The organism is Acetanaerobacterium elongatum (assembly GCF_900103835.1).
In the GTDB taxonomy this organism is placed as follows: Bacteria; Bacillota; Clostridia; order Oscillospirales; family Ruminococcaceae; genus Acetanaerobacterium; species Acetanaerobacterium elongatum.
In genome coordinates this window covers 1-17,649 of record NZ_FNID01000048.1, presented here as the reverse complement: position 1 = coordinate 17,649, position 17,649 = coordinate 1, and the positions used below count along the sequence as shown (strand labels likewise).

Annotated in this window: 18 protein-coding genes, 1 tRNA gene and 1 other annotated feature; of the genes, 10 read left to right on the top strand and 9 right to left on the bottom strand. The window is 47.0% G+C overall.

The window, feature by feature from the left end:
• Positions 1-19: 19 nt before the first annotated feature.
• Positions 20-95, top strand: a tRNA-Asn gene (locus tag BLR50_RS13160).
• 99 nt (positions 96-194) lie between these two features.
• Here the strand turns inward: BLR50_RS13160 and BLR50_RS13155 are convergent.
• The 5 genes from BLR50_RS13155 to BLR50_RS13135 form a co-directional block, all read right to left on the bottom strand.
• On the bottom strand, positions 195-719 hold the full coding sequence (locus BLR50_RS13155; protein WP_092643259.1) for a hypothetical protein: 525 nt from the start codon (positions 717-719) through the stop codon (positions 195-197).
• A gap of 39 nt (positions 720-758) precedes the next feature.
• On the bottom strand, positions 759-2,294 hold the full coding sequence (locus tag BLR50_RS13150) for an NAD(P)H-hydrate dehydratase (protein ID WP_162840449.1): 1,536 nt from the start codon (positions 2,292-2,294) through the stop codon (positions 759-761).
• Positions 2,295-2,412: 118 nt separating this feature from the next.
• Positions 2,413-2,787, bottom strand: a complete 375-nt coding sequence (acpS, locus tag BLR50_RS13145) for a holo-ACP synthase (RefSeq protein WP_242871770.1) — start codon at positions 2,785-2,787, stop codon at positions 2,413-2,415.
• Positions 2,759-3,298, bottom strand: coding sequence for a hypothetical protein (locus BLR50_RS13140; protein ID WP_092643253.1), 540 nt, complete (start codon positions 3,296-3,298; stop codon positions 2,759-2,761). Before BLR50_RS13140 ends, acpS begins: the two co-directional genes overlap by 29 nt.
• Before the next feature lie 182 nt (positions 3,299-3,480).
• Positions 3,481-4,995 (bottom strand): DUF6056 family protein, encoded by a 1,515-nt coding sequence (locus BLR50_RS13135; protein WP_092643250.1) that lies wholly within the window; start codon positions 4,993-4,995, stop codon positions 3,481-3,483.
• Between the two features lie 176 nt (positions 4,996-5,171).
• Positions 5,172-5,420 (top strand) — a binding site (T-box leader).
• An 87-nt stretch (positions 5,421-5,507) separates the two neighbouring features.
• Between BLR50_RS13135 and pheS the strand changes: the two genes are divergently transcribed.
• Positions 5,508-6,527, top strand: a complete 1,020-nt coding sequence (gene pheS, locus BLR50_RS13130; protein WP_092643247.1) for a phenylalanine--tRNA ligase subunit alpha — start codon at positions 5,508-5,510, stop codon at positions 6,525-6,527.
• A gap of 32 nt (positions 6,528-6,559) precedes the next feature.
• Positions 6,560-8,938: a phenylalanine--tRNA ligase subunit beta gene (gene pheT, locus BLR50_RS13125; protein WP_092643244.1), complete on the top strand. Its 2,379-nt coding sequence runs from the start codon at positions 6,560-6,562 to the stop codon at positions 8,936-8,938.
• A 210-nt stretch (positions 8,939-9,148) separates the two neighbouring features.
• Here the strand turns inward: pheT and BLR50_RS13120 are convergent, their stop codons facing one another.
• From BLR50_RS13120 to BLR50_RS13110, 3 genes are all read right to left on the bottom strand, one after another.
• Positions 9,149-9,613, bottom strand: a complete 465-nt coding sequence (locus BLR50_RS13120) for a hypothetical protein (protein WP_092643241.1) — start codon at positions 9,611-9,613, stop codon at positions 9,149-9,151.
• A gap of 15 nt (positions 9,614-9,628) precedes the next feature.
• Positions 9,629-9,973: a hypothetical protein gene (locus BLR50_RS13115; protein ID WP_092643238.1), complete on the bottom strand. Its 345-nt coding sequence runs from the start codon at positions 9,971-9,973 to the stop codon at positions 9,629-9,631.
• Positions 9,974-10,039: 66 nt separating this feature from the next.
• Positions 10,040-10,462 (bottom strand): hypothetical protein, encoded by a 423-nt coding sequence (locus tag BLR50_RS13110; RefSeq protein ID WP_092643235.1) that lies wholly within the window; start codon positions 10,460-10,462, stop codon positions 10,040-10,042.
• 311 nt (positions 10,463-10,773) lie between these two features.
• Here BLR50_RS13110 and BLR50_RS13105 point away from each other — a divergent pair, with 311 nt between their 5' ends.
• Positions 10,774-11,019: an IreB family regulatory phosphoprotein gene (locus tag BLR50_RS13105; RefSeq protein ID WP_092643232.1), complete on the top strand. Its 246-nt coding sequence runs from the start codon at positions 10,774-10,776 to the stop codon at positions 11,017-11,019.
• 186 nt (positions 11,020-11,205) lie between these two features.
• Positions 11,206-11,520: a hypothetical protein gene (locus BLR50_RS13100; RefSeq protein WP_092643229.1), complete on the top strand. Its 315-nt coding sequence runs from the start codon at positions 11,206-11,208 to the stop codon at positions 11,518-11,520.
• Positions 11,521-11,754: 234 nt separating this feature from the next.
• On the opposite strand, the gene ytvI is transcribed toward BLR50_RS13100, so the two are convergent.
• Positions 11,755-12,840 carry a sporulation integral membrane protein YtvI gene (ytvI, locus tag BLR50_RS13095; protein ID WP_092643226.1) on the bottom strand — a complete coding sequence of 362 codons (1,086 nt, stop codon included), beginning with the start codon at positions 12,838-12,840 and terminating at the stop codon, positions 11,755-11,757.
• 421 nt (positions 12,841-13,261) lie between these two features.
• Here ytvI and BLR50_RS13090 point away from each other — a divergent pair, with 421 nt between their 5' ends.
• The 5 genes from BLR50_RS13090 to BLR50_RS13070 form a co-directional block, all read left to right on the top strand.
• Positions 13,262-13,714 (top strand): ACT domain-containing protein, encoded by a 453-nt coding sequence (locus BLR50_RS13090; RefSeq protein ID WP_092643223.1) that lies wholly within the window; start codon positions 13,262-13,264, stop codon positions 13,712-13,714.
• 77 nt (positions 13,715-13,791) lie between these two features.
• Positions 13,792-15,033 (top strand): homoserine dehydrogenase, encoded by a 1,242-nt coding sequence (locus BLR50_RS13085; RefSeq protein WP_092643220.1) that lies wholly within the window; start codon positions 13,792-13,794, stop codon positions 15,031-15,033.
• A gap of 49 nt (positions 15,034-15,082) precedes the next feature.
• Complete coding sequence (gene thrB / locus BLR50_RS13080; RefSeq protein ID WP_205408714.1) at positions 15,083-15,979, top strand: homoserine kinase; 897 nt, start codon at positions 15,083-15,085, stop codon at positions 15,977-15,979.
• 119 nt (positions 15,980-16,098) lie between these two features.
• Entirely contained in the window at positions 16,099-17,304 is a 1,206-nt protein-coding gene (locus tag BLR50_RS13075) for an aspartate kinase (protein WP_092643214.1), read from the top strand.
• 100 nt (positions 17,305-17,404) lie between these two features.
• On the top strand, positions 17,405-17,649 hold a 245-nt coding region (locus BLR50_RS13070; protein WP_162840448.1), incomplete at its 3' end, for a helix-turn-helix domain-containing protein.

Below are 17,649 nucleotides of genomic sequence, written 5' to 3'. Positions count from 1 at the left end.
AGCCTGTGAGGTTATATATTCCTCAATAGCTCAGTCGGTAGAGCATGCGGCTGTTAACCGCAGGGTCGTTGGTTCGAGTCCAACTTGGGGAGCCATAAAGCCACCGCAAACGCGGTGGCTCTTTTATAAGTATAAGCCCGCAGATTCAGTATAGAACTGATTCTGCGGGCTTGCCGTTTAATATAGCACGAAGCTTAACTGATAAAGCTGAAATTAAAGAACTGCAGGCTCAGGTCATCCTCCGGTACATTCAAACTCAGCGCATTTCCGTTCTTGCGGTCAAGCACCAGTTCAAACTCACTGCCATTGGTTTTCCCGGCTACCTTAATGGCGCTGTTTTCCTGCTTAAGGGTCACGCCGCGGTCATTCAATGCGCTATTGAGCGAAGAGATCAACAGAGAGGACATTGCCTGCCCGGGCATGGAGTCCGGTTCAACCGAGAAGCTCAGCTTACCGTATTTTACCGTAACCAGATCGCCGGTATAATCAAACGTCAGGTCTTTCAGTGAGGCCGGGCTTTCGAAGGTAATCTCACAGCGCCCTTCGCTTTTAATCATATCAAGATTCGCCTTAATGTCCTGATACTGCAGTACGGCCTTTGTATTATAGGGGGAGTTTAGTTTACTGGTAGCTTCTTCGGGGGAGACATTGCTTTGATTGCAGCCGGGCAGTAGGAGTAAAACCACCGCCGCGAACACACAGGCCAGTTTTCTTATCATAACAATGCCCTCCCTTGGGGCGAGAACATCACCCCTAATCTAATCAAGCTCCTTAAATAGCAGATAAAGATCGTTTAAGATATCTGACGGCTGCATAGAGGTTTTGCACAGACGCTTCGCGGTAAGCCTTGCGGCCTGCGAATGGAGGTACACGCCGCAGATAGCAGCCTCGTTTATGCCAAGGCCCTGTGCGAGCAAGCCGCCGATGATACCGGCCAGCAGATCTCCGCTACCCGCTTTTGCAAGGCCGGAGTTGCTGCCCTTGTTTAGGCAGACACTGCCGTCCGGAAGCGCTACCACCGTGGTAGTACCCTTCAACACCAGTGTAACCTTGTATTCCTGAGCGAATGCCTTCGCCAGCGCAACGCGGTTCTGTGCGATATACTCCACCGTTTTGCCCGTAAGCCGCGAGAATTCACCGTAGTGCGGTGTAAGTATCAGCCCGTTCTTCGCGCACCTGATTATATTTATGTCACCGACTACCGAATTTATACCATCCGCATCTAAAACAACGGGGCATTCAGCATTTGTTATGATCGACCGGATAATCGAACGGGTGTCCTCGGTGTTTTTAAGGCCGCACCCGGCCACGCAGGCGGTGGATTTTTGAAGTACAGGCAGCAGCTCAGGTAGGGAAAGCGGTGAGATGCCGCCTGCTTCGTTTTCGGCAAGCGGAACCATTACCTGCTCGGTTAGGTGAGCCGCCAGCGGCAGAACAAGCGAACGTGCAGTAGCAAGATACACCAGCCCTGTACCGCATTGTGAAGCGGCCCGGCTGGCCAATACAGCGGCACCTGTCATACCAAGGCTTCCCGCCACCACTAACAGATAGCCGAAGCTGCCTTTATAGGAATCATCCGGCCTTTGGCGCAGATGCGGCAGTACCATATCGTGGTCAATCAGATAAACTGCGTCGTCGATGATGGAAAAAGCCTCTTCCGGTATGCCGATGTCGCACACCGCTACCTCACCTAAGTATTCGGCGGCGCCTTCAGAAAGATGTGCGGGTTTTAAGCACCCAAATGCAATGGTTTGGTTTGCTTTAAGGCACTTGCCCGTGGTAATTCCGGTATCCGCGTTCATGCCGCTTGGGATGTCCAACGCATAAACCCTTGCCTTTGAAAGGTTCGACATCTCGGCCAAAAAGCCGTAGCCGTCGGGCAAGGCCCCTTGAAATCCGGTGCCGAACAGTGCGTCTACAATGAGATCAGCCTCCATTAAAAGCAGGTTAATCTGCGCACGGTCCTCTTCCAGAGGCAGGACACTAACCGGTTCCAGGCTAAGCAGACGAAGCATCTCCCGGGCTTCCTCCGAGCGAGGCTCCCCTCCCGCCAGTACGCAGGTAACAATCGCACCCTCGCGGCAGAGCTTTCGTGCCACCACGAAACCGTCGCCGCCGTTGTTTCCCTTGCCGCACAGAACCACACACCGCCTGTTTTCAATGGGTGATTCATAACGTGCGATCATCTTCGCGGCACCTGTACCGGCGTTTTCCATGAGCCTTAAATAGGTTTGGGAGTGCTTTAAGGCCTCACACTCAACTGCACGCATCTGCTCGGACGATAGTATCCTCATTGCCATTCCTCCTTATACTCATCCTGATAAGAAACTGATGTATTTCTTATGGGATAAGCATTTATACTAATTTCAATTCAGGAAGTGATGAAGTCCCATAAATTGAAAAATAGTGTTTTTAACCCTGTTTGCAGTCGTAAGCGATAACAAACGCCAGCGCAAGCTCCGCGGTATGGCTGAGGCTTAAGGAAAAGCTGTACCCTCGTTGGTCCGCCAGTATTCTTGCGTTTCCTGTTAATAGAAAGTAAGGCGCGCCCGCTTCGTTGCGCAACACCGATACCTCGCTGAGCCCAAAGCCGCGAATGCCTGTACCCATTGCCTTTGAAAAGGCTTCTTTTGCCGCCCAGTTTGCAGCTATGGTTTGCACGTTCATCCCGCGGCTTTTAAACAGTAAAATCTCCTCACGCGAAAATACCCTCGTTAAAAAACGAGGGTTTCGTAAGCTTTTTTCAATTCTGGGGATACTACATAAGTCCGTTCCGCTGTAAATCATAAGAAATAGTTTTCGGTATAAACGGCTTCATGGCGGTACGCATCTTCTCGGGCGGGTTGAACACTACCAAGGTTTTACCGAAATTCACGCTGTTGTAAACAACAAACCAGGTGTTTTCTTCGTCGCGTGCGTCTTCACAGGCGAAGATACGTGTTTTATAGTTTGTATGCTCGTGTGCCGCAGCCTTGTATTTACCCATCGACTCAACCTGCTTGCACACAACGGTAATCAGGCGCTTGCGCTTGCGCTGGGCGACAATCTTATCAATGTCAATCTCACCGTTAGTAAGTGAGTATTCAAATTCGATATTCAAGCTGGTGAGTAGGTACCATGCGCCGTACCCCACACCAGCGATACCCATCAGGCCCAGAAACGAGAATTCTCTCAGAATAAGCGTTAGAAACCCGCAAACGATAATCAGGATAATCGCCGCAAGGATAATACCGATGCGCAGAAGTACGGTTTTTATATCCGATCTTTTGGTTACCAGTTGTTCGCAAAATACATCCATCTGTTTTACCTCAAACCCTATGTTAAAATCAATCTTTCTGAAAAGGGAAAGATTTTTGTTAATGCTTGATATGAATTATAGCATAACTATCCCGTTTGTTCAACAAACAGTTCGACAATATTATGGACAGATTGCAAACATTTCACACAAGAAATATACTATAAACTAACAATATTACTCAGTTATTCAATAACCTGTACAGAAGTCTTATTATAAAAGGCGGCTACCGGCTTATTACGCCAGTCTTTGATGTCATTGGTACAATCATCAAAGTACAATACATACGGCTTTTTCGAAAATGGCTTAATTTTAACCTCTTTAATTGATGAATCATTATATATATTAAACCTATCAAGGTTTTCTTGATGATATGTATATGCTTCGTTTGTTATTAAAGATTTAAAAGCGCTAATACTGGTAATATAATTAGGATTTACATCCATATGAATAGAACAACTAATTATTAGGCTGAAAACCAGCACAATCTCAACTCCAACAACAGTTGTATTTAATGTTCTCTTGGTGCCATTTTCAGTTAGTACCCTGTTGTTTGTTTTATTTTTATGCTTAGTTTTGGCAGCTTGCGGTGTTTTTTTTGATATCCATCCACACCAATAAAAAATAAGTAAAAGAAAGAATAGAATAAAAAGATACTGATTAACATTTAAAACTCTTTCCATTCCAAATGAAGACATAGAATATAGGTTTGGAGTAAAACTGCTTGCATAAACTCCATATAAAACAATAGAGACTAACCCTGGCAGACGAAAAGAAAAGTTACAGGATTTTGCAATTTGATATATAAGCGGAACAACACATGCTAAACCTATATAAACGGGGAACTTAATAAAATTGAACATAAACAAGAAGGCGTAAACAAAAGACATTAAGATTGCAGGAATAGCTTGCATCTGATGAAAATACTGTTGACGGATGGCATTGCCAGGGGCCAAAATACTGATTAATAACCCAGAACTGATTGAGATAAGCGATAAAACGGGAATCAGCCATTTTGCTTTTTGAAAGAAGATGCGATAAATAACAAAGCAGAATACAATTACACTTGTGGTTAAAGCAGTTACAAAATTACCGCCGCCGATCATGAAACTCAGTAATACTGATAATACAGCAATTAATGATTTGAAAAAAGAGCTTTGGGGTTTTCCAGATAATAAAAGAAGTGAAATTAGCAATATTGATAGCGAATGAAATCCGGTATAGTACATAGCGCCGTTGTACCAGTAAAATGCTTGTACAGGCGAGTATATAAACTGTATTGATAAAAAAGTAACCACTGTGAATATTAAAATACAATTAACCCAGTCGGTTTTAAAAAAATCAATAAGGACAACCTTAAATAATAACAAGTATGATAAAACAAAAAGAGTAATTAGTATAATCGCGGTGATAGAATAATAGGATTGATTGAATATTGCGGGCTGCAAGGACATTAAAAAAACTGCAAAAAATGAGCCTTGCCAATTTTGATAGGTTTCCCTAACAACATTAAATGCAGCGCTTGTGGTTTGCACAATAGATCCAGTCTCTTCCCAAATCTTATGAGGAGTAGAGCCAAATGCATAATCATCCGCACAGGGGTGATTATATAATGAGATAACAAGCATTGGGATAAGCGATATTAGAAAAATAACAAGTACAATCCAACAGATTATTTTACGGTTTAATAATTTTTCCATTTTCCATGCCCCTTAGCTAAATAAATACACATTATTATATCACTTTTGGCATTTTCATGCAATAAAATTGGATAAATAAACAAATGGTAGGCACCCCCTCTTGAAAACCGCACAAAATTGTGGTAAGGTGATATGGAAATATACTAATCTTGATTTAGATTCAAAATTAGTATTGCCATAACGTGTTGACTGAGAGAGTAACGGTCTTATGCCTTCAAAGAGAGGGAGCGCCATCGGCTGAAAGCGCGCCCATGTGTGTAGCTCCGTGAAGTTCACTCACGAGCGGCGGTGCTGAAAGCGGTAACTTACCGCATAGTAGGAGCCGACGGGTTGCCCCGTTACAGGCAAAGAGAGTGTTTGCTCTTGATTTTTTCTATGAGCAGAAAATTGGGTGGTACCACGGAAGCTTCGCTTTCGCCCCATGAGTATTTGTATACTCGGCGGGCGAGGGCTTTTTTATTTGCCCGCCGAACCGAAAAGCCCCATATAAACGAAAGGATTGGTACAAGGGAATGAAACAGGCGATAGAACAGATCAGAAAAGCCGCGATGGAAGAGCTTGCCTCCATCAACGACCTAAAGGCTTTGGATAACCTAAGGGTAAAATACCTCGGTAAAAAGGGTGAGTTAACCGCCATTTTAAAGCAGATGGGCGGCCTTAGCGCGGAAGAGCGCCCGGTTATCGGCCAACTGGCCAATGATATCCGCGTGGATATTGAAGAGAGAATTGAAGAATTCACCGCCCGTATTAAGGCGAAGGAGCAGGAGCGTGCCCTTGCCGGAGAACGCTTGGATGTTACCATGCCCGGTAAAAAGTTTGTAATAGGCAAAAAGCATCCGTTAGACAGCGTGCTGGATGAGGTGCTTGAAATCTTTCTTGGCATGGGCTTCAGTGTAGCCGAGGGCCCCGAGGTGGAGTATGATTACTATAACTTCGAGGCGTTGAATCTCCCAAAGGATCACCCCGCGCGCGATACGCAGGATACCTTCTATATCACCGAAAACATCCTGCTGCGCACCCAGACCTCGCCGGTGCAGGTGCGCACGATGGAAAAGCAGAAGCCACCCATCCGCATTGTGGCACCCGGACGCGTTTACCGCTCGGATGCGGTGGATGCTACCCATTCGCCGCTGTTCCATCAGATTGAGGGGCTTGTGGTGGATAAGGGCATTACGATGGCTGATTTAAAGGGTACGCTGGATGCGTTTGTAAAGGCGCTATACGGCAAGGATGTACAGACACGTTTTAGGCCGCACCACTTCCCGTTTACCGAGCCCTCCGCCGAGACGGACATGATGTGCTTTGCCTGTGGCGGCAAGGGCTGCCGTCTGTGTAAGGGCGAGGGATGGATCGAGATTCTAGGCTGCGGCATGGTGCACCCGAAGGTGCTTTCCAACTGCGGAATCGACCCTGAGGTTTACAGCGGCTTCGCGTTTGGCATCGGCCTGGAGCGTATTGTTATGCGTCGCTATAATATCGATGATATGCGCCTGCTGTATGAAAACGATATGCGCTTCTTAAACCAGTTCTAAACTAAGCCGAAACAGAAAGGAATGAGTATAGCATGAATCTTTCAATGAAATGGCTCAAGGAATATGTTGATATAGATGCCTCGCCGCGTGAATTCGCCGAGGCCATGACCATGTCCGGTTCCAAGGTGGAAGGGTATGAGGTTGAGGGCGAAGAGATCAGGAACGTCGTGGTAGGCAAGGTTCTGAAGGTGGAAAGACATCCGGATGCCGATAAGCTGGTAGTTTGCAGCGTGGATGTGGGCAAAAGTGAGCCCGTTCAGATTGTAACGGGGGCAACCAATGTTACCGCGGGTGTTATCGTGCCGGTGGCACTGGATGGCTCCACCCTGCCTAATGGTGTGAAGATTAAAAAGGGAAAGCTGCGCGGCGTGGAATCTAACGGTATGCTCTGCTCACTGGGCGAGCTGAACCTCACGGTAAACGACTTCCCCTATGCCATTGAGGATGGCATCTTCCTGTTGCAGGAGCCCTGCGAGATTGGCCAGGATATTCAGTCTGCCATCGGCCTTAATGACATTGAGGTAGAGTTCGAGATTACCTCCAACCGTCCCGATTGCCTTTCGATGATCGGCCTTGCCAGAGAGGCGGCGGTAACCTTTAACAAGCCGATTACGCTGCACACCCCTGAGGTAAAGGGCAACGTGGGCGATATAAGCAGTATGCTGAAGGTTTCGGTGCTCAACACCGAGCTCTGCCCCCGATACAGCGCGCGGGTTGTAAAGAACGTTAAAATAGCGCCATCTCCCCGCTGGATGCGTGAACGCCTTCGTGCCTGCGGTGTGCGCCCCATCAATAATCTTGTTGACATTACGAACTATGTAATGCTGGAATACGGCCAGCCCATGCACGCGTTTGACTACCGTTTTGTAAAGGATAGTACCATTACGGTTCGAAACGCGCATGACAACGAAACCATCACAACCCTTGACGGTGCCGAGCGTAAGCTCTCGCCCGAGATGCTGGTTATCTGCGACAGCGAAAAGCCGATGGCGGTGGCAGGCGTTATGGGCGGCGAATACAGCGGTATTATGGACGACACCAATACTGTTGTGTTTGAGTCTGCGGTGTTCAAGGGTGCTTCGATACGCACCACCGCAAAGAAGCTGGGTATGCGCACCGAGTCCTCCGGCCGCTTTGAAAAGGGGCTCGACCCGCAGAATACCTTCCCCGCTCTGCAGCGTGCATGCGAGCTGGTGGAGCTGCTTGGTGCCGGTGAGGTGGTTGGCGGAATCATTGATATCGACCATACCGATAAAACCCCGCGTACTATTGCCCTTGAGCCGGAGTGGATTAACCGTTTCTTGGGTATAGAGCTTTCCGTGGATGAGATGGTGCGCATCCTTAAGCACCTTGGCTTTGGCTGCGACGGGAAAACGGTTACAGTGCCCAGCTACCGCACCGACGTGCTGCACAAGGCCGATGTGGCGGAGGAGATTGCACGTATCTACGGCTACAATAATATTCCAAATACAGCGCTCACCGGAACTGCAAACGGGGCTTTAACCGAGGAACAGAAGTTTAGAAGCACGATAAACGAGCTGATGCGTGCTTCTGGCTGCAATCAGGTTGAAACCTACTCGTTCATCAGCCCGAAATACTACGATAAAATCCGTCTGGAGAAGGATAGCCCGCTGCGCAGCTGTGTGACCATCGTAAACCCCTTGGGTGAGGATACCAGCGTGATGCGCACCACCATGCTGCCCAGTATGATGGAGGTGCTTGCCCGCAACTACAATAACCGCAACCCCTCCGCCTCGCTCTATGAGCTTGGCACCGTTTATATCAAAAACAGCGACGAATCCAAGCTGCCGCAGGAAGACAACGTGCTGTGCATCGGCATGTACGGCGGTAATGTCGATTTCTTCACGCTGAAGGGCATTGTTGAAGCATTGGCGACCAGTATAGGCACCGAGGAGCTGGACTTCGAGGCGGTTACCAACAACCCCACCTTCCACCCCGGGCGCTGCGCTCGGGTAACCGTAGGTGGTCAGACACTGGGCATCCTTGGCGAGGTGCACCCGCTAACCTTGGAAAACTACGGCCTAGAAACCCGAGCCTATCTTGCCAGCCTTGATGTTACCACCCTCTTTAATGCCAGAACTGCGCTTAAAACCTATATGCCTATGCCAAGGTTCCCGGCCACCACGCGCGATATCGCACTGCTGTGCGACGACATGCTGCCGGTGCTGACCATCGAGAAGGCTATCCGCAAAGCGGCGGGCAAGATCCTTGAAAAGATCGAGCTGTTTGACGTTTACAAGGGCAAGCAGATTGAGGAGGGCAAGAAGAGCATCGCGTTCAGCCTGATCCTGCGTTCAAGCGAAGGTACGCTTACCGATGAGCAGACCGACGCCGCCATGAAGCGCATCCTCAAGGCGATGGAGGATCTTGGCGCAACCCTGCGTATATAATAATAATGATTTACTATTAAGATTGGGTCAGCATCGATACTGAATATCAGAATGAGCAAGAATGTTCTGTATCAGCAGAGATAAACCCTCAATGGTAAAGAAGTTAAGCAGCGTTAACTCGCTTACCTTAGTATCAACAAAAACTAAAGGCTTAGTCCAAATAGACTAGGCCTTTAGTTTTAATTAACTATATAATAAAAAATCCTGAAATTACGGGTGCAGATAAGACAAAGTACCAGAATACGTTAAATCCCATTGGCTTCCTACACCAGGTCTTCTCGTAACACTTGTAAGATAAAGGTCGCCACTTGCTCTATTATTCCCTGCGGGAGAAGTTTCAGTATACCAAACTGATTGAGGCCAATCTGAGAAACTAGGGTTTAGGTCTTCGTGTATAGCGAAAATTGTAATTGTTTTTTGGTATGTAGCAACATATGAGAATGGTTCTATCTTTCTGTTTTCATAAAAGCCTTTGTCATCACTTAAAGCAAGAGTATGATTACTACCACTTATTATATCGTCTTCCGTCAGTATTAAAATGTCTTCCGACCCTGATATATGAATTATGGGAACAGTCTCTATTATACTTTTATCAGTCGCGAAGACAGATATATTTAATATATTAATTGAAATAGTGATAACAAGCATCAGGAAAATGAATATCCTCTTTTTCATAAATATACTCCTTTATCAAACCCAAGTAGATATTGTTCCTTGATAAATTACCGTTTTCTTGCCTGCGACAGGATAATCCCATAATATACCTGATTCATAAAGCGTACCCATCAGAATTATGGGATTTCCATGAGAATCATAACCAATAAAATTTTGCACAAAAATACTGGCTGGATGTTCTTCATTTTTATCAAAGGTACGTTCACGTTGTGTCTCTTCCTGAAGTAACAAAAATGGAGTAATAATTGTACCCTCTGGTTTAATGGATTGTGCGGGGACTTCTAAGGCAAAAGTTGAAACGGGAAAACATAAGATTATCAAAATTGTTAATATAAGGGGAATAAGGCGTTTCTTTTTCATAGCTTTCTCCTTTTCTTTGTTGTTTTAAAGTTCATATCGTGCAATAGAATTTAGCTATTCTCCTCCTTACACTACCTCGAATGGAATTCTTTGAAATTTAGGATTAGAATTATCTGATTCCTTTATAAGAATAACTATACTGCCAATACCGCCATGTTTGGCTGTAACAACGCCCTCAGTATCTACAACTACTACATCCTTATCTTCCGTAACAAATGATATAATGGGTTCTTTGTATCCGGTGTAAGTATATTCCAATTTAGTTGTTTCACCTACTTCCAGAATCGCATCATAATCATCAGCGATTTCTAATGAATAAATATCAGAAGCGGCGGCAGTAGAAGATATATCATTTAAGCTACTGACTTGTGAGGATTCTTGACTTAATTTGCTCGATGAGGATTCTTGGCTTATTGGGTTTAATTTGCCTTGGTTTGAACAGCCAACTAATAAGTTAAGCACAAACAACAAAATTATTACTTTTCTCATTATATTCACCTTATATTATATATTATTTCCAATTACATATTAGCAGATTATTCCATTATTGCAATGGAAAATAGACATTGTTAATAAATTATTGATATTTTGCTTAAGCATACTTCACGGCTAGTTTTTTTGAGTATTATGGGTTTAGCTTATCCACCGATTAGGCTGGATTGTTAATGTTCGGTAATCGATTTCATAGAATGTTAATAATTTTGCGGGATGCAAATATTGATATCTTTTAAAATTTGGTGTATTCTAAAGATAGTAAAAATATCTTGCAGTTTTTCTTCTTTCGGGAGGAGGTTTTCTGTATGAACGAACCTACAATTTCTTTTTCAATTCATGACGACAAGCAGGTTGAAATGAAGAAAATCCTCACCACCGTCTATGATGCCCTGCGGCAAAAGGGCTATAACCCCATCAATCAGATTGTGGGTTATATCCTTTCCGAAGACCCTACCTATATTACAACCCACAACAACGCCCGCAGCTTAATTCGTCGGGTAGACCGAGACGAGCTTTTGCAGGCTTTGGTGAAGTCGTATCTTGACGACTGAGTGGTTTGATAAAGAACAGGAAGCGGTCTGCCGAACATATAAGCAGACCGCTTTTTTATTCGTTGTAGAATAATGTCGTTTATAGTTCTTTAAATGGACTTTGGCGTTATAAAATACTAATTTCCATATTAGTATTTTTATAAAGTTAAATATAAATATTTATGGGATAGAAGGAGGATTTTTGTTATGTCAGATAAAAAAACCGCGCCTGTTAAAAAGGATAAGCCCCTTATGTACCGCGGCAGGCCGCTTGTGCGCAGCGGTGATACCATCTATTATGGTTCACCCAGTGAAAAATACATGGTTAAGCTTGAGGTTATAGAGAATAAGCAGATTAATGGCGAGGATACTGCAAGCCGTGTAACGGTAAACCTGATCAGCGTAGACGCGGGCGGGCAGCGCACCATCAAGCGCGGCGAAAAGTCCGGTGTATTCGATGCTCTGGATATCGGCGGCATCTGGTTGGAGCGCACCCTCTCTGAGCAAAAAGCGAAATCGTAAGAATTTAAGCAGCAGGCGTTTGTCTGCTGCTTCTTTACTTAATAAAGCAATTGAATGTACATTCATTACAAAGGCAGCCGTCAGCGTTAAATTGCAAATCAGGGCGCTCTCAACGGGCGCCCTGATTTTATAATAGTTTAAGAGCAAAACGGTCAACACCGTTTTCTACGCTTTAAAGGGTAATGTCTTATCGAACTTGCTCTGCCCGCTCTTTAGATAGTGGGCACTATACACTCATGTTTTCCAGAACTTTATTTTCCCACTCTCTTGGAAGTTGATAGCAATCAGCAATAGCATGGGGATGAGCAGCATACCGAGCACCCCGAAGTTTATAAAGCCGATATACATGCACATCAGCGTGAGCAGGGGGTTTAAGCCGATGCTCTTGCCAACAATTCTGGGCTCCATAATGTTGCGTACCACGATGATAACAACATAAAGAATCAGCAGCCCCGCAGCACGGCCATAGTTGCCCTGAATAATGCAGATAATAATCCACGGAACAACGATGCTGCCCGTACCCAAAACCGGCAAAATATCTACCACAGCGATAATGAGCGCAATTAAAATAAAGGATTTAACCCTCAAAATGCCCAGCCCTATCGACAGCTCCACAAAGGTGATGGACATAATAATAGAGTAAGCGCGCAGGTATTTCAGCAGCGTATCAGATACGAAGCCCTTTGCATCCTGCAGCCAGCCCACATATTTGGAGGGCAGCTGCTTTAAAAGAAAGCTGCGTATGTTCGGGTAATCTAAAAGGATGAATACCGACGACATAATGGTGAAGATGAGCGATAACAGAAAGGCAGGCACCTTGGCCGATACCTGTGCAACCCAGCTCACCACCGATTTTGAGACATTGATAACCAGGTCTTTTAACCCGTTCATCACATTGCCAAGCATATCCTGTATTGCTTGCGTAATGTCGGGGGAAAGCCCTGCGGTGATATTGACAAAATAATCGTTAAGCCGCTGCAGGGCAGGCTCAATATCATTCATATATACATTCGGCAAAACCTCAAACAGCGATCTTAAGCCCGTTACAATCCGCCACCCAAGCAGCCACAGCAACAGGCACAGCAGGCCATAGGCTATGATGATTACCAGTACCGCCCACGCCTTGCGATTGCCCTTGAGCTTGCGGTGAAAGAACTCCACAGCGGGCTTTAGCAGGTAGGCAATAAAAAATCCGATAATAAACGGCATAATCCAAGCCGCGACATACTTCAGGCACAGGTAGATTAACGCGATAACAATGGCCCAGTATAGGGTATTAATAATAAAAGCTCTGCGGCGTTCAACCTTATCAATGTTCATACTACGCCTCCTTTAGCTGCGATGATGTTAATAACGATTTCCATGCACTGTCGCCTTCATACCTGTTTATCGGCCCTGGAAATTAGCTATGACACTATTCTTTTAAATAATCTTACTGCCCCAGAGAATGATTATCAATAGAATCCCGTTTATATTCATGAAAAGTTCGAATTTTTTGCACAAAAATCTGGCGTTTAGTTTATAGGATGGCATAAATGGGCGAAAACAAAAGTAATTTAAACTTAATCTTTATAAAACGCACCGAATAAGCATATTTTCTTAAATTTAATTGATATTACGAATTGATGAATTATCTGTGCCATGTTATATTGTATCTCATGTGAATACAATCGTTTATCTACGACGTACTATGATATAGAAGCAGCGAGAATTACGCTCCTCGGGAAGGAATGGCTTACAGATGACGGATATAAACACCAAGCCGAAATATCTTTTAGTGGATGCCAATGTGCTGCCCGATGTCTTTTTAAAGGTGGTTACTGCCAAGAGCCTGCTCGCGTGCGGCAAGGCCAAAACTACCTCCCAGGCGGCGCAGATGGTAGGCATCTCGCGCAGTGCCTTCTATAAATACAAAGATTCGGTGTTTGCGCAGGGAGCCTCGGCAGCCGACAGCATGCTCACCCTTACCGCCACGCTCAGCGATGAACCGGGGGTGCTGTCGCGCTTTACCTCCGAGCTTTATGCGGCGGGTGCCAATATCCTTACCGTAAACCAGAACATACCGGTAGACGGTGTGGCGCTGGTATCGGTATCGGCCAGAAGCGATAACCTTAAGATGGAAACCGGAGAGCTGCTCGAGCAGCTCAAAAGGATGGAAGGTATCGTGGATGTAAGGCTGATCTCGGGAAGATAATATTATTTATTCACACGATTCAATAAATAGGGCATTTACTTTGTTCTGGTTTTTTGTTTTGAAAGGATGGAATCAACATGGCAAACATAGCGTTAATGGGGCATGGTGTGGTAGGCTCGGGTGTTGCCGAGGTTCTGCTCAAGAATAAGGAAGCGTTTGAAGGCAAGCTTGGCGAGGAGGTTAACCTCAAATATATCCTCGACCTGCGGGACTTTGATGTACCCTACAAGAATCTGTTTACCAAGGACTTTCAAACCATCGTGCAGGATAAAAGTGTTTCTGTGGTGGTTGAGGTGATGGGCGGTTTAAAGCCCGCATATGATTTTGTAAAAACCTGCCTTGAAAACGGCAAAAGTGTGGTTACCTCAAACAAGGAGCTGGTGGCCGCAAAGGGCGCGGAGCTGTTAAGGCTTGCGCGCGAACACAATGTTAATTTCCTGTTCGAGGCCAGTGTAGGCGGCGGTATTCCCATCATCCGCCCCATGCACCAGTGCCTTGCTGCCAACGAGATTCGCGAGGTAGCGGGTATTCTAAACGGTACCACAAACTTTATTTTAACCAAGATGATCCGTGAGCAGATGGCCTTTGACGAGGCGTTAAAGCTGGCACAGTCCCTCGGCTATGCCGAGAAAGACCCCACTGCCGATATCGAGGGCGGCGATGCCTGCCGCAAGATCTGTATTCTGGCATCACTTGCCTACGGAAAACACGTTTATCCCGAGCAGGTGAAAACCGAGGGCATTACTAAGCTTACGTCCGAGGATGTTGCCTACGCCGAGAGCTGGGGCGGGGTAATCAAGCTCATTGGCCGCGCCAAGAAGCTGGAAAACGGCAAGCTGCATATTATGGTGAGCCCCGCGTTTATCAGCCGTGAAAGCCAGCTGGCAGGGGTAGACGATGTATTTAACGGTATTCTGGTGCGCGGCGACGCAACCGGTGATGTGGTGTTCTACGGCAAGGGTGCGGGTAAGCTGCCCACAGCAAGCGCCGTGGTTGCCGATATTATTGACGAGATCAAACATAAAGATACCATCAAAACCCTGTATTGGGAAGACGGCTCTAAAGATTATGTGGAGCAGTATGAAAACTACAGCACCCCAATGTATATCCGCTGCAGCGCACAGAACACCAAAACAGCGCTTGCACAGGCAAACGAGCTGTTCGGCACGGTAAATATGCTTGCACGCAAGAATCAGCCCGAAAACGAGGTTGCGTTTGTTACCCCCGTCCTCACCGAAAAGGCGATTGCCGAGGGTATCAAGAAGCTGGAGCTATCCGGTGTATCGGTGCTTGCGCAGATTCGAATACTGGATTATTGATATGCAGCCTACCGCATGCGGAGCACTCCGCGGAAATGGATGAGACCACTTGATGAAGATTGCCGTACCGGCTACCAGCGCCAACCTCGGTTCGGGGTTTGATTCACTGGGGCTAGCCGTGAACCTATATAATAACATCTATATCGAAGAGAGCGATACCATCGACATTGCCTCGCTGGACAGCACCCCGGTGCCCACCGGCGGAGACAACCTGATCTTTACCGCAGCCCAGAGCCTGTTTGCCCTCTGCGGCAGCCGTTTGAAGGGCTTAAAGATCCGGCAGGAGAACAACATCCCCATGACACGTGGCTTAGGCAGCTCCTCGGCCTGCATCATCGCGGGTTTGGTCGGGGCTAACGAGCTGCTGGGGTGCCCTTTGAATACCGACGCGCTGGTAAACCTTGCAGCCGAGATTGAGGGCCACCCCGATAACACCACCCCTGCCCTGCTTGGCGGGCTGGTGACGGCGGTGATGGAAGAACGGCGGGTGTATTACATCAAGCAGGAGATTACCGGGCATTTAAAGCTGTTTGCCTTTATCCCCGATTTTGAGCTTTCCACCGAATTTGCGCGAGGCGTGCTGCCTGAAACGGTATCGCGGCGCGATGCGGTGCACAACCTCTCCCGCGCGGCGCTGATGTCGGCCTCGCTGCTGGAGGGTAAATACGAAAACCTGCGGGTAGCGGTAAACGACCGCCTGCACCAGCCCTACCGCCTTGGCTATATCAGCGGGGCGAGCGAGGTTTTTGATATGGCCTACGGTTTTGGCGCCTATGCCGCGTTTATCAGCGGCTCGGGTTCGGCGCTGATGGCTATCACCAATGCCGAGGATATCACGTTTGAGGAAAAGGCGCGCAAGGCGCTGGACACTATGGGCAAAACCAGCTGGCGGCTGCTGCCGCTTCGCATTGATAACAACGGCGCACAGGTTATTCAGGGCGCATAGCTTTTCTATTGCACGCCTTTAGAATACAGAGCAAACACAGCATGGGCCGCTGAACAGGGATTTTACCGATGCCTGTTTGGCACAAAACACTCACCAATTTGCAGGGAGGAAACTGGCAGATGAGCCTGATTGTTCAGAAATTCGGCGGCACCTCGGTAAAAAACACCGAGCGTATCTTTAACGTGGCACGAATCGTTACCGAAACCTACGCCGCCGGCAACGACGTGATTGTGGTGGTTTCGGCGCAGGGCGACACCACCGACGATCTTATTGAAAAGGCGGCGGAGATTAACGACCAGCCATCCAAGCGTGAGATGGATGTACTGCTTTCCACCGGCGAGCAGATTTCCATAGCGCTGCTGGCCATGGCAATTGAGAAGCTGGGCTACCCGGTAAAATCGCTTACCGGCTGGCAGGCCGGGTTTATTACCGACTCTACCCACGGCAACTCGCGCATTAAAAGAATTGATACCGAGCGCATGGAAAACGAGATTAACAAGAAAAACATTGTCATTGTTGCGGGCTTCCAGGGCATTAATCGTTACGACGACATCACCACCCTCGGGCGCGGCGGCTCTGATACCTCGGCGGTGGCCATAGCGGCTGCCATGCACGCAAGCCTGTGCCAGATTTACACCGACGTTGACGGCGTGTATACCGCCGACCCGCGCCATGTAAAAACCGCACAGAAGCTTGACGAGATTACCTTCGACGAGATGCTCGAGCTTGCAACCCTCGGTGCGCAGGTACTGCACAACCGTTCGGTAGAGATGGCAAAGAAATATGCGGTAAACCTTGAGGTACTGTCCAGTCTTAACCGGGTTCCCGGAACAAAGGTGAAGGAGGCTATTAAAGTGGAGAAAATGTTAATTAAGGGTGTAACCCATGACGATAACGTAGCGAGGATTTCGGTGGTAGGCGTACCCGACCAGCCGGGCATTGCGTTTAAGCTGTTCTCGCTGCTCGGGCAGAACAAGGTGAATGTAGATATCATCCTGCAGTCTATCGGCCGCGACAATACCAAGGATATCAGCTTTACCGTATCCCGCGCGCACAAAGACCTTGTAATGAGCCTGCTCACCGATTATGTTCACAGCATCGGCGGCAAGGATATCCTGTGTGACGACAATATCTCCAAGGTTTCGATTGTAGGTGCCGGTATGCAGACCCATGCGGGCGTCGCCGCAAAGATGTTCGAGGCGCTTATGGAGGCCAACATCAACATCCAGATGATCTCCACCAGCGAGATTAAAATCTCGGTGCTCATTGATAAAAAGGACGCTGAAAAGGCCGTTTCCGTTGTTCACGACGCATTCATCAACTAAGCGATTTTGTAAATAAACCGAGCACCCTTCAGCGTGATATGCTCCCTTTATGAGAGACAGTGAAATAACAAACACTGTTCATCATGAAGGGAGTATTTTTATGCCACAAAAATCTAAAATAGAGGTTACTGAAAAAGTTAAAATCACTCGAGAGTATGTATCTGGGAAAATTTCAAGAGAGGAAGCCGCCAGACGAGCCAAGGTTGCACCTGCATCAATAGCCAGATGGGCTCGGATATATCGACAGGAGGGTGCTTTGGGTCTTGCCCCGACAAAAAAGAACCGCGTTTACAGCTCCGAATTAAAGAAGAAAGCTGTCTTGGAATATCTTGCTGGCGGATGTGG

Excerpts from the sequence above, each read along its gene's own strand:
- BLR50_RS13150 (WP_162840449.1), bottom strand. The coding sequence starts at position 2,294 with ATGAGGATACTATCGTCCGAGCAGATGCGTGCAGTTGAGTGTGAGGCC.
- BLR50_RS13115 (WP_092643238.1), bottom strand. The coding sequence starts at position 9,973 with ATGAAAAAGAAACGCCTTATTCCCCTTATATTAACAATTTTGATAATC.
- acpS (WP_242871770.1), bottom strand. The coding sequence starts at position 2,787 with ATGATTTACAGCGGAACGGACTTATGTAGTATCCCCAGAATTGAAAAA.
- pheS (WP_092643247.1), top strand. The coding sequence starts at position 5,508 with ATGAAACAGGCGATAGAACAGATCAGAAAAGCCGCGATGGAAGAGCTT.
- BLR50_RS13135 (WP_092643250.1), bottom strand. The coding sequence starts at position 4,995 with ATGGAAAAATTATTAAACCGTAAAATAATCTGTTGGATTGTACTTGTT.
- BLR50_RS13085 (WP_092643220.1), top strand. The coding sequence starts at position 13,792 with ATGGCAAACATAGCGTTAATGGGGCATGGTGTGGTAGGCTCGGGTGTT.
- BLR50_RS13140 (WP_092643253.1), bottom strand. The coding sequence starts at position 3,298 with ATGGATGTATTTTGCGAACAACTGGTAACCAAAAGATCGGATATAAAA.
- BLR50_RS13155 (WP_092643259.1), bottom strand. The coding sequence starts at position 719 with ATGATAAGAAAACTGGCCTGTGTGTTCGCGGCGGTGGTTTTACTCCTA.
- BLR50_RS13090 (WP_092643223.1), top strand. The coding sequence starts at position 13,262 with ATGACGGATATAAACACCAAGCCGAAATATCTTTTAGTGGATGCCAAT.
- ytvI (WP_092643226.1), bottom strand. The coding sequence starts at position 12,840 with ATGAACATTGATAAGGTTGAACGCCGCAGAGCTTTTATTATTAATACC.
- BLR50_RS13120 (WP_092643241.1), bottom strand. The coding sequence starts at position 9,613 with ATGAAAAAGAGGATATTCATTTTCCTGATGCTTGTTATCACTATTTCA.
- BLR50_RS13075 (WP_092643214.1), top strand. The coding sequence starts at position 16,099 with ATGAGCCTGATTGTTCAGAAATTCGGCGGCACCTCGGTAAAAAACACC.
- pheT (WP_092643244.1), top strand. The coding sequence starts at position 6,560 with ATGAATCTTTCAATGAAATGGCTCAAGGAATATGTTGATATAGATGCC.
- BLR50_RS13105 (WP_092643232.1), top strand. The coding sequence starts at position 10,774 with ATGAACGAACCTACAATTTCTTTTTCAATTCATGACGACAAGCAGGTT.
- BLR50_RS13110 (WP_092643235.1), bottom strand. The coding sequence starts at position 10,462 with ATGAGAAAAGTAATAATTTTGTTGTTTGTGCTTAACTTATTAGTTGGC.
- BLR50_RS13100 (WP_092643229.1), top strand. The coding sequence starts at position 11,206 with ATGTCAGATAAAAAAACCGCGCCTGTTAAAAAGGATAAGCCCCTTATG.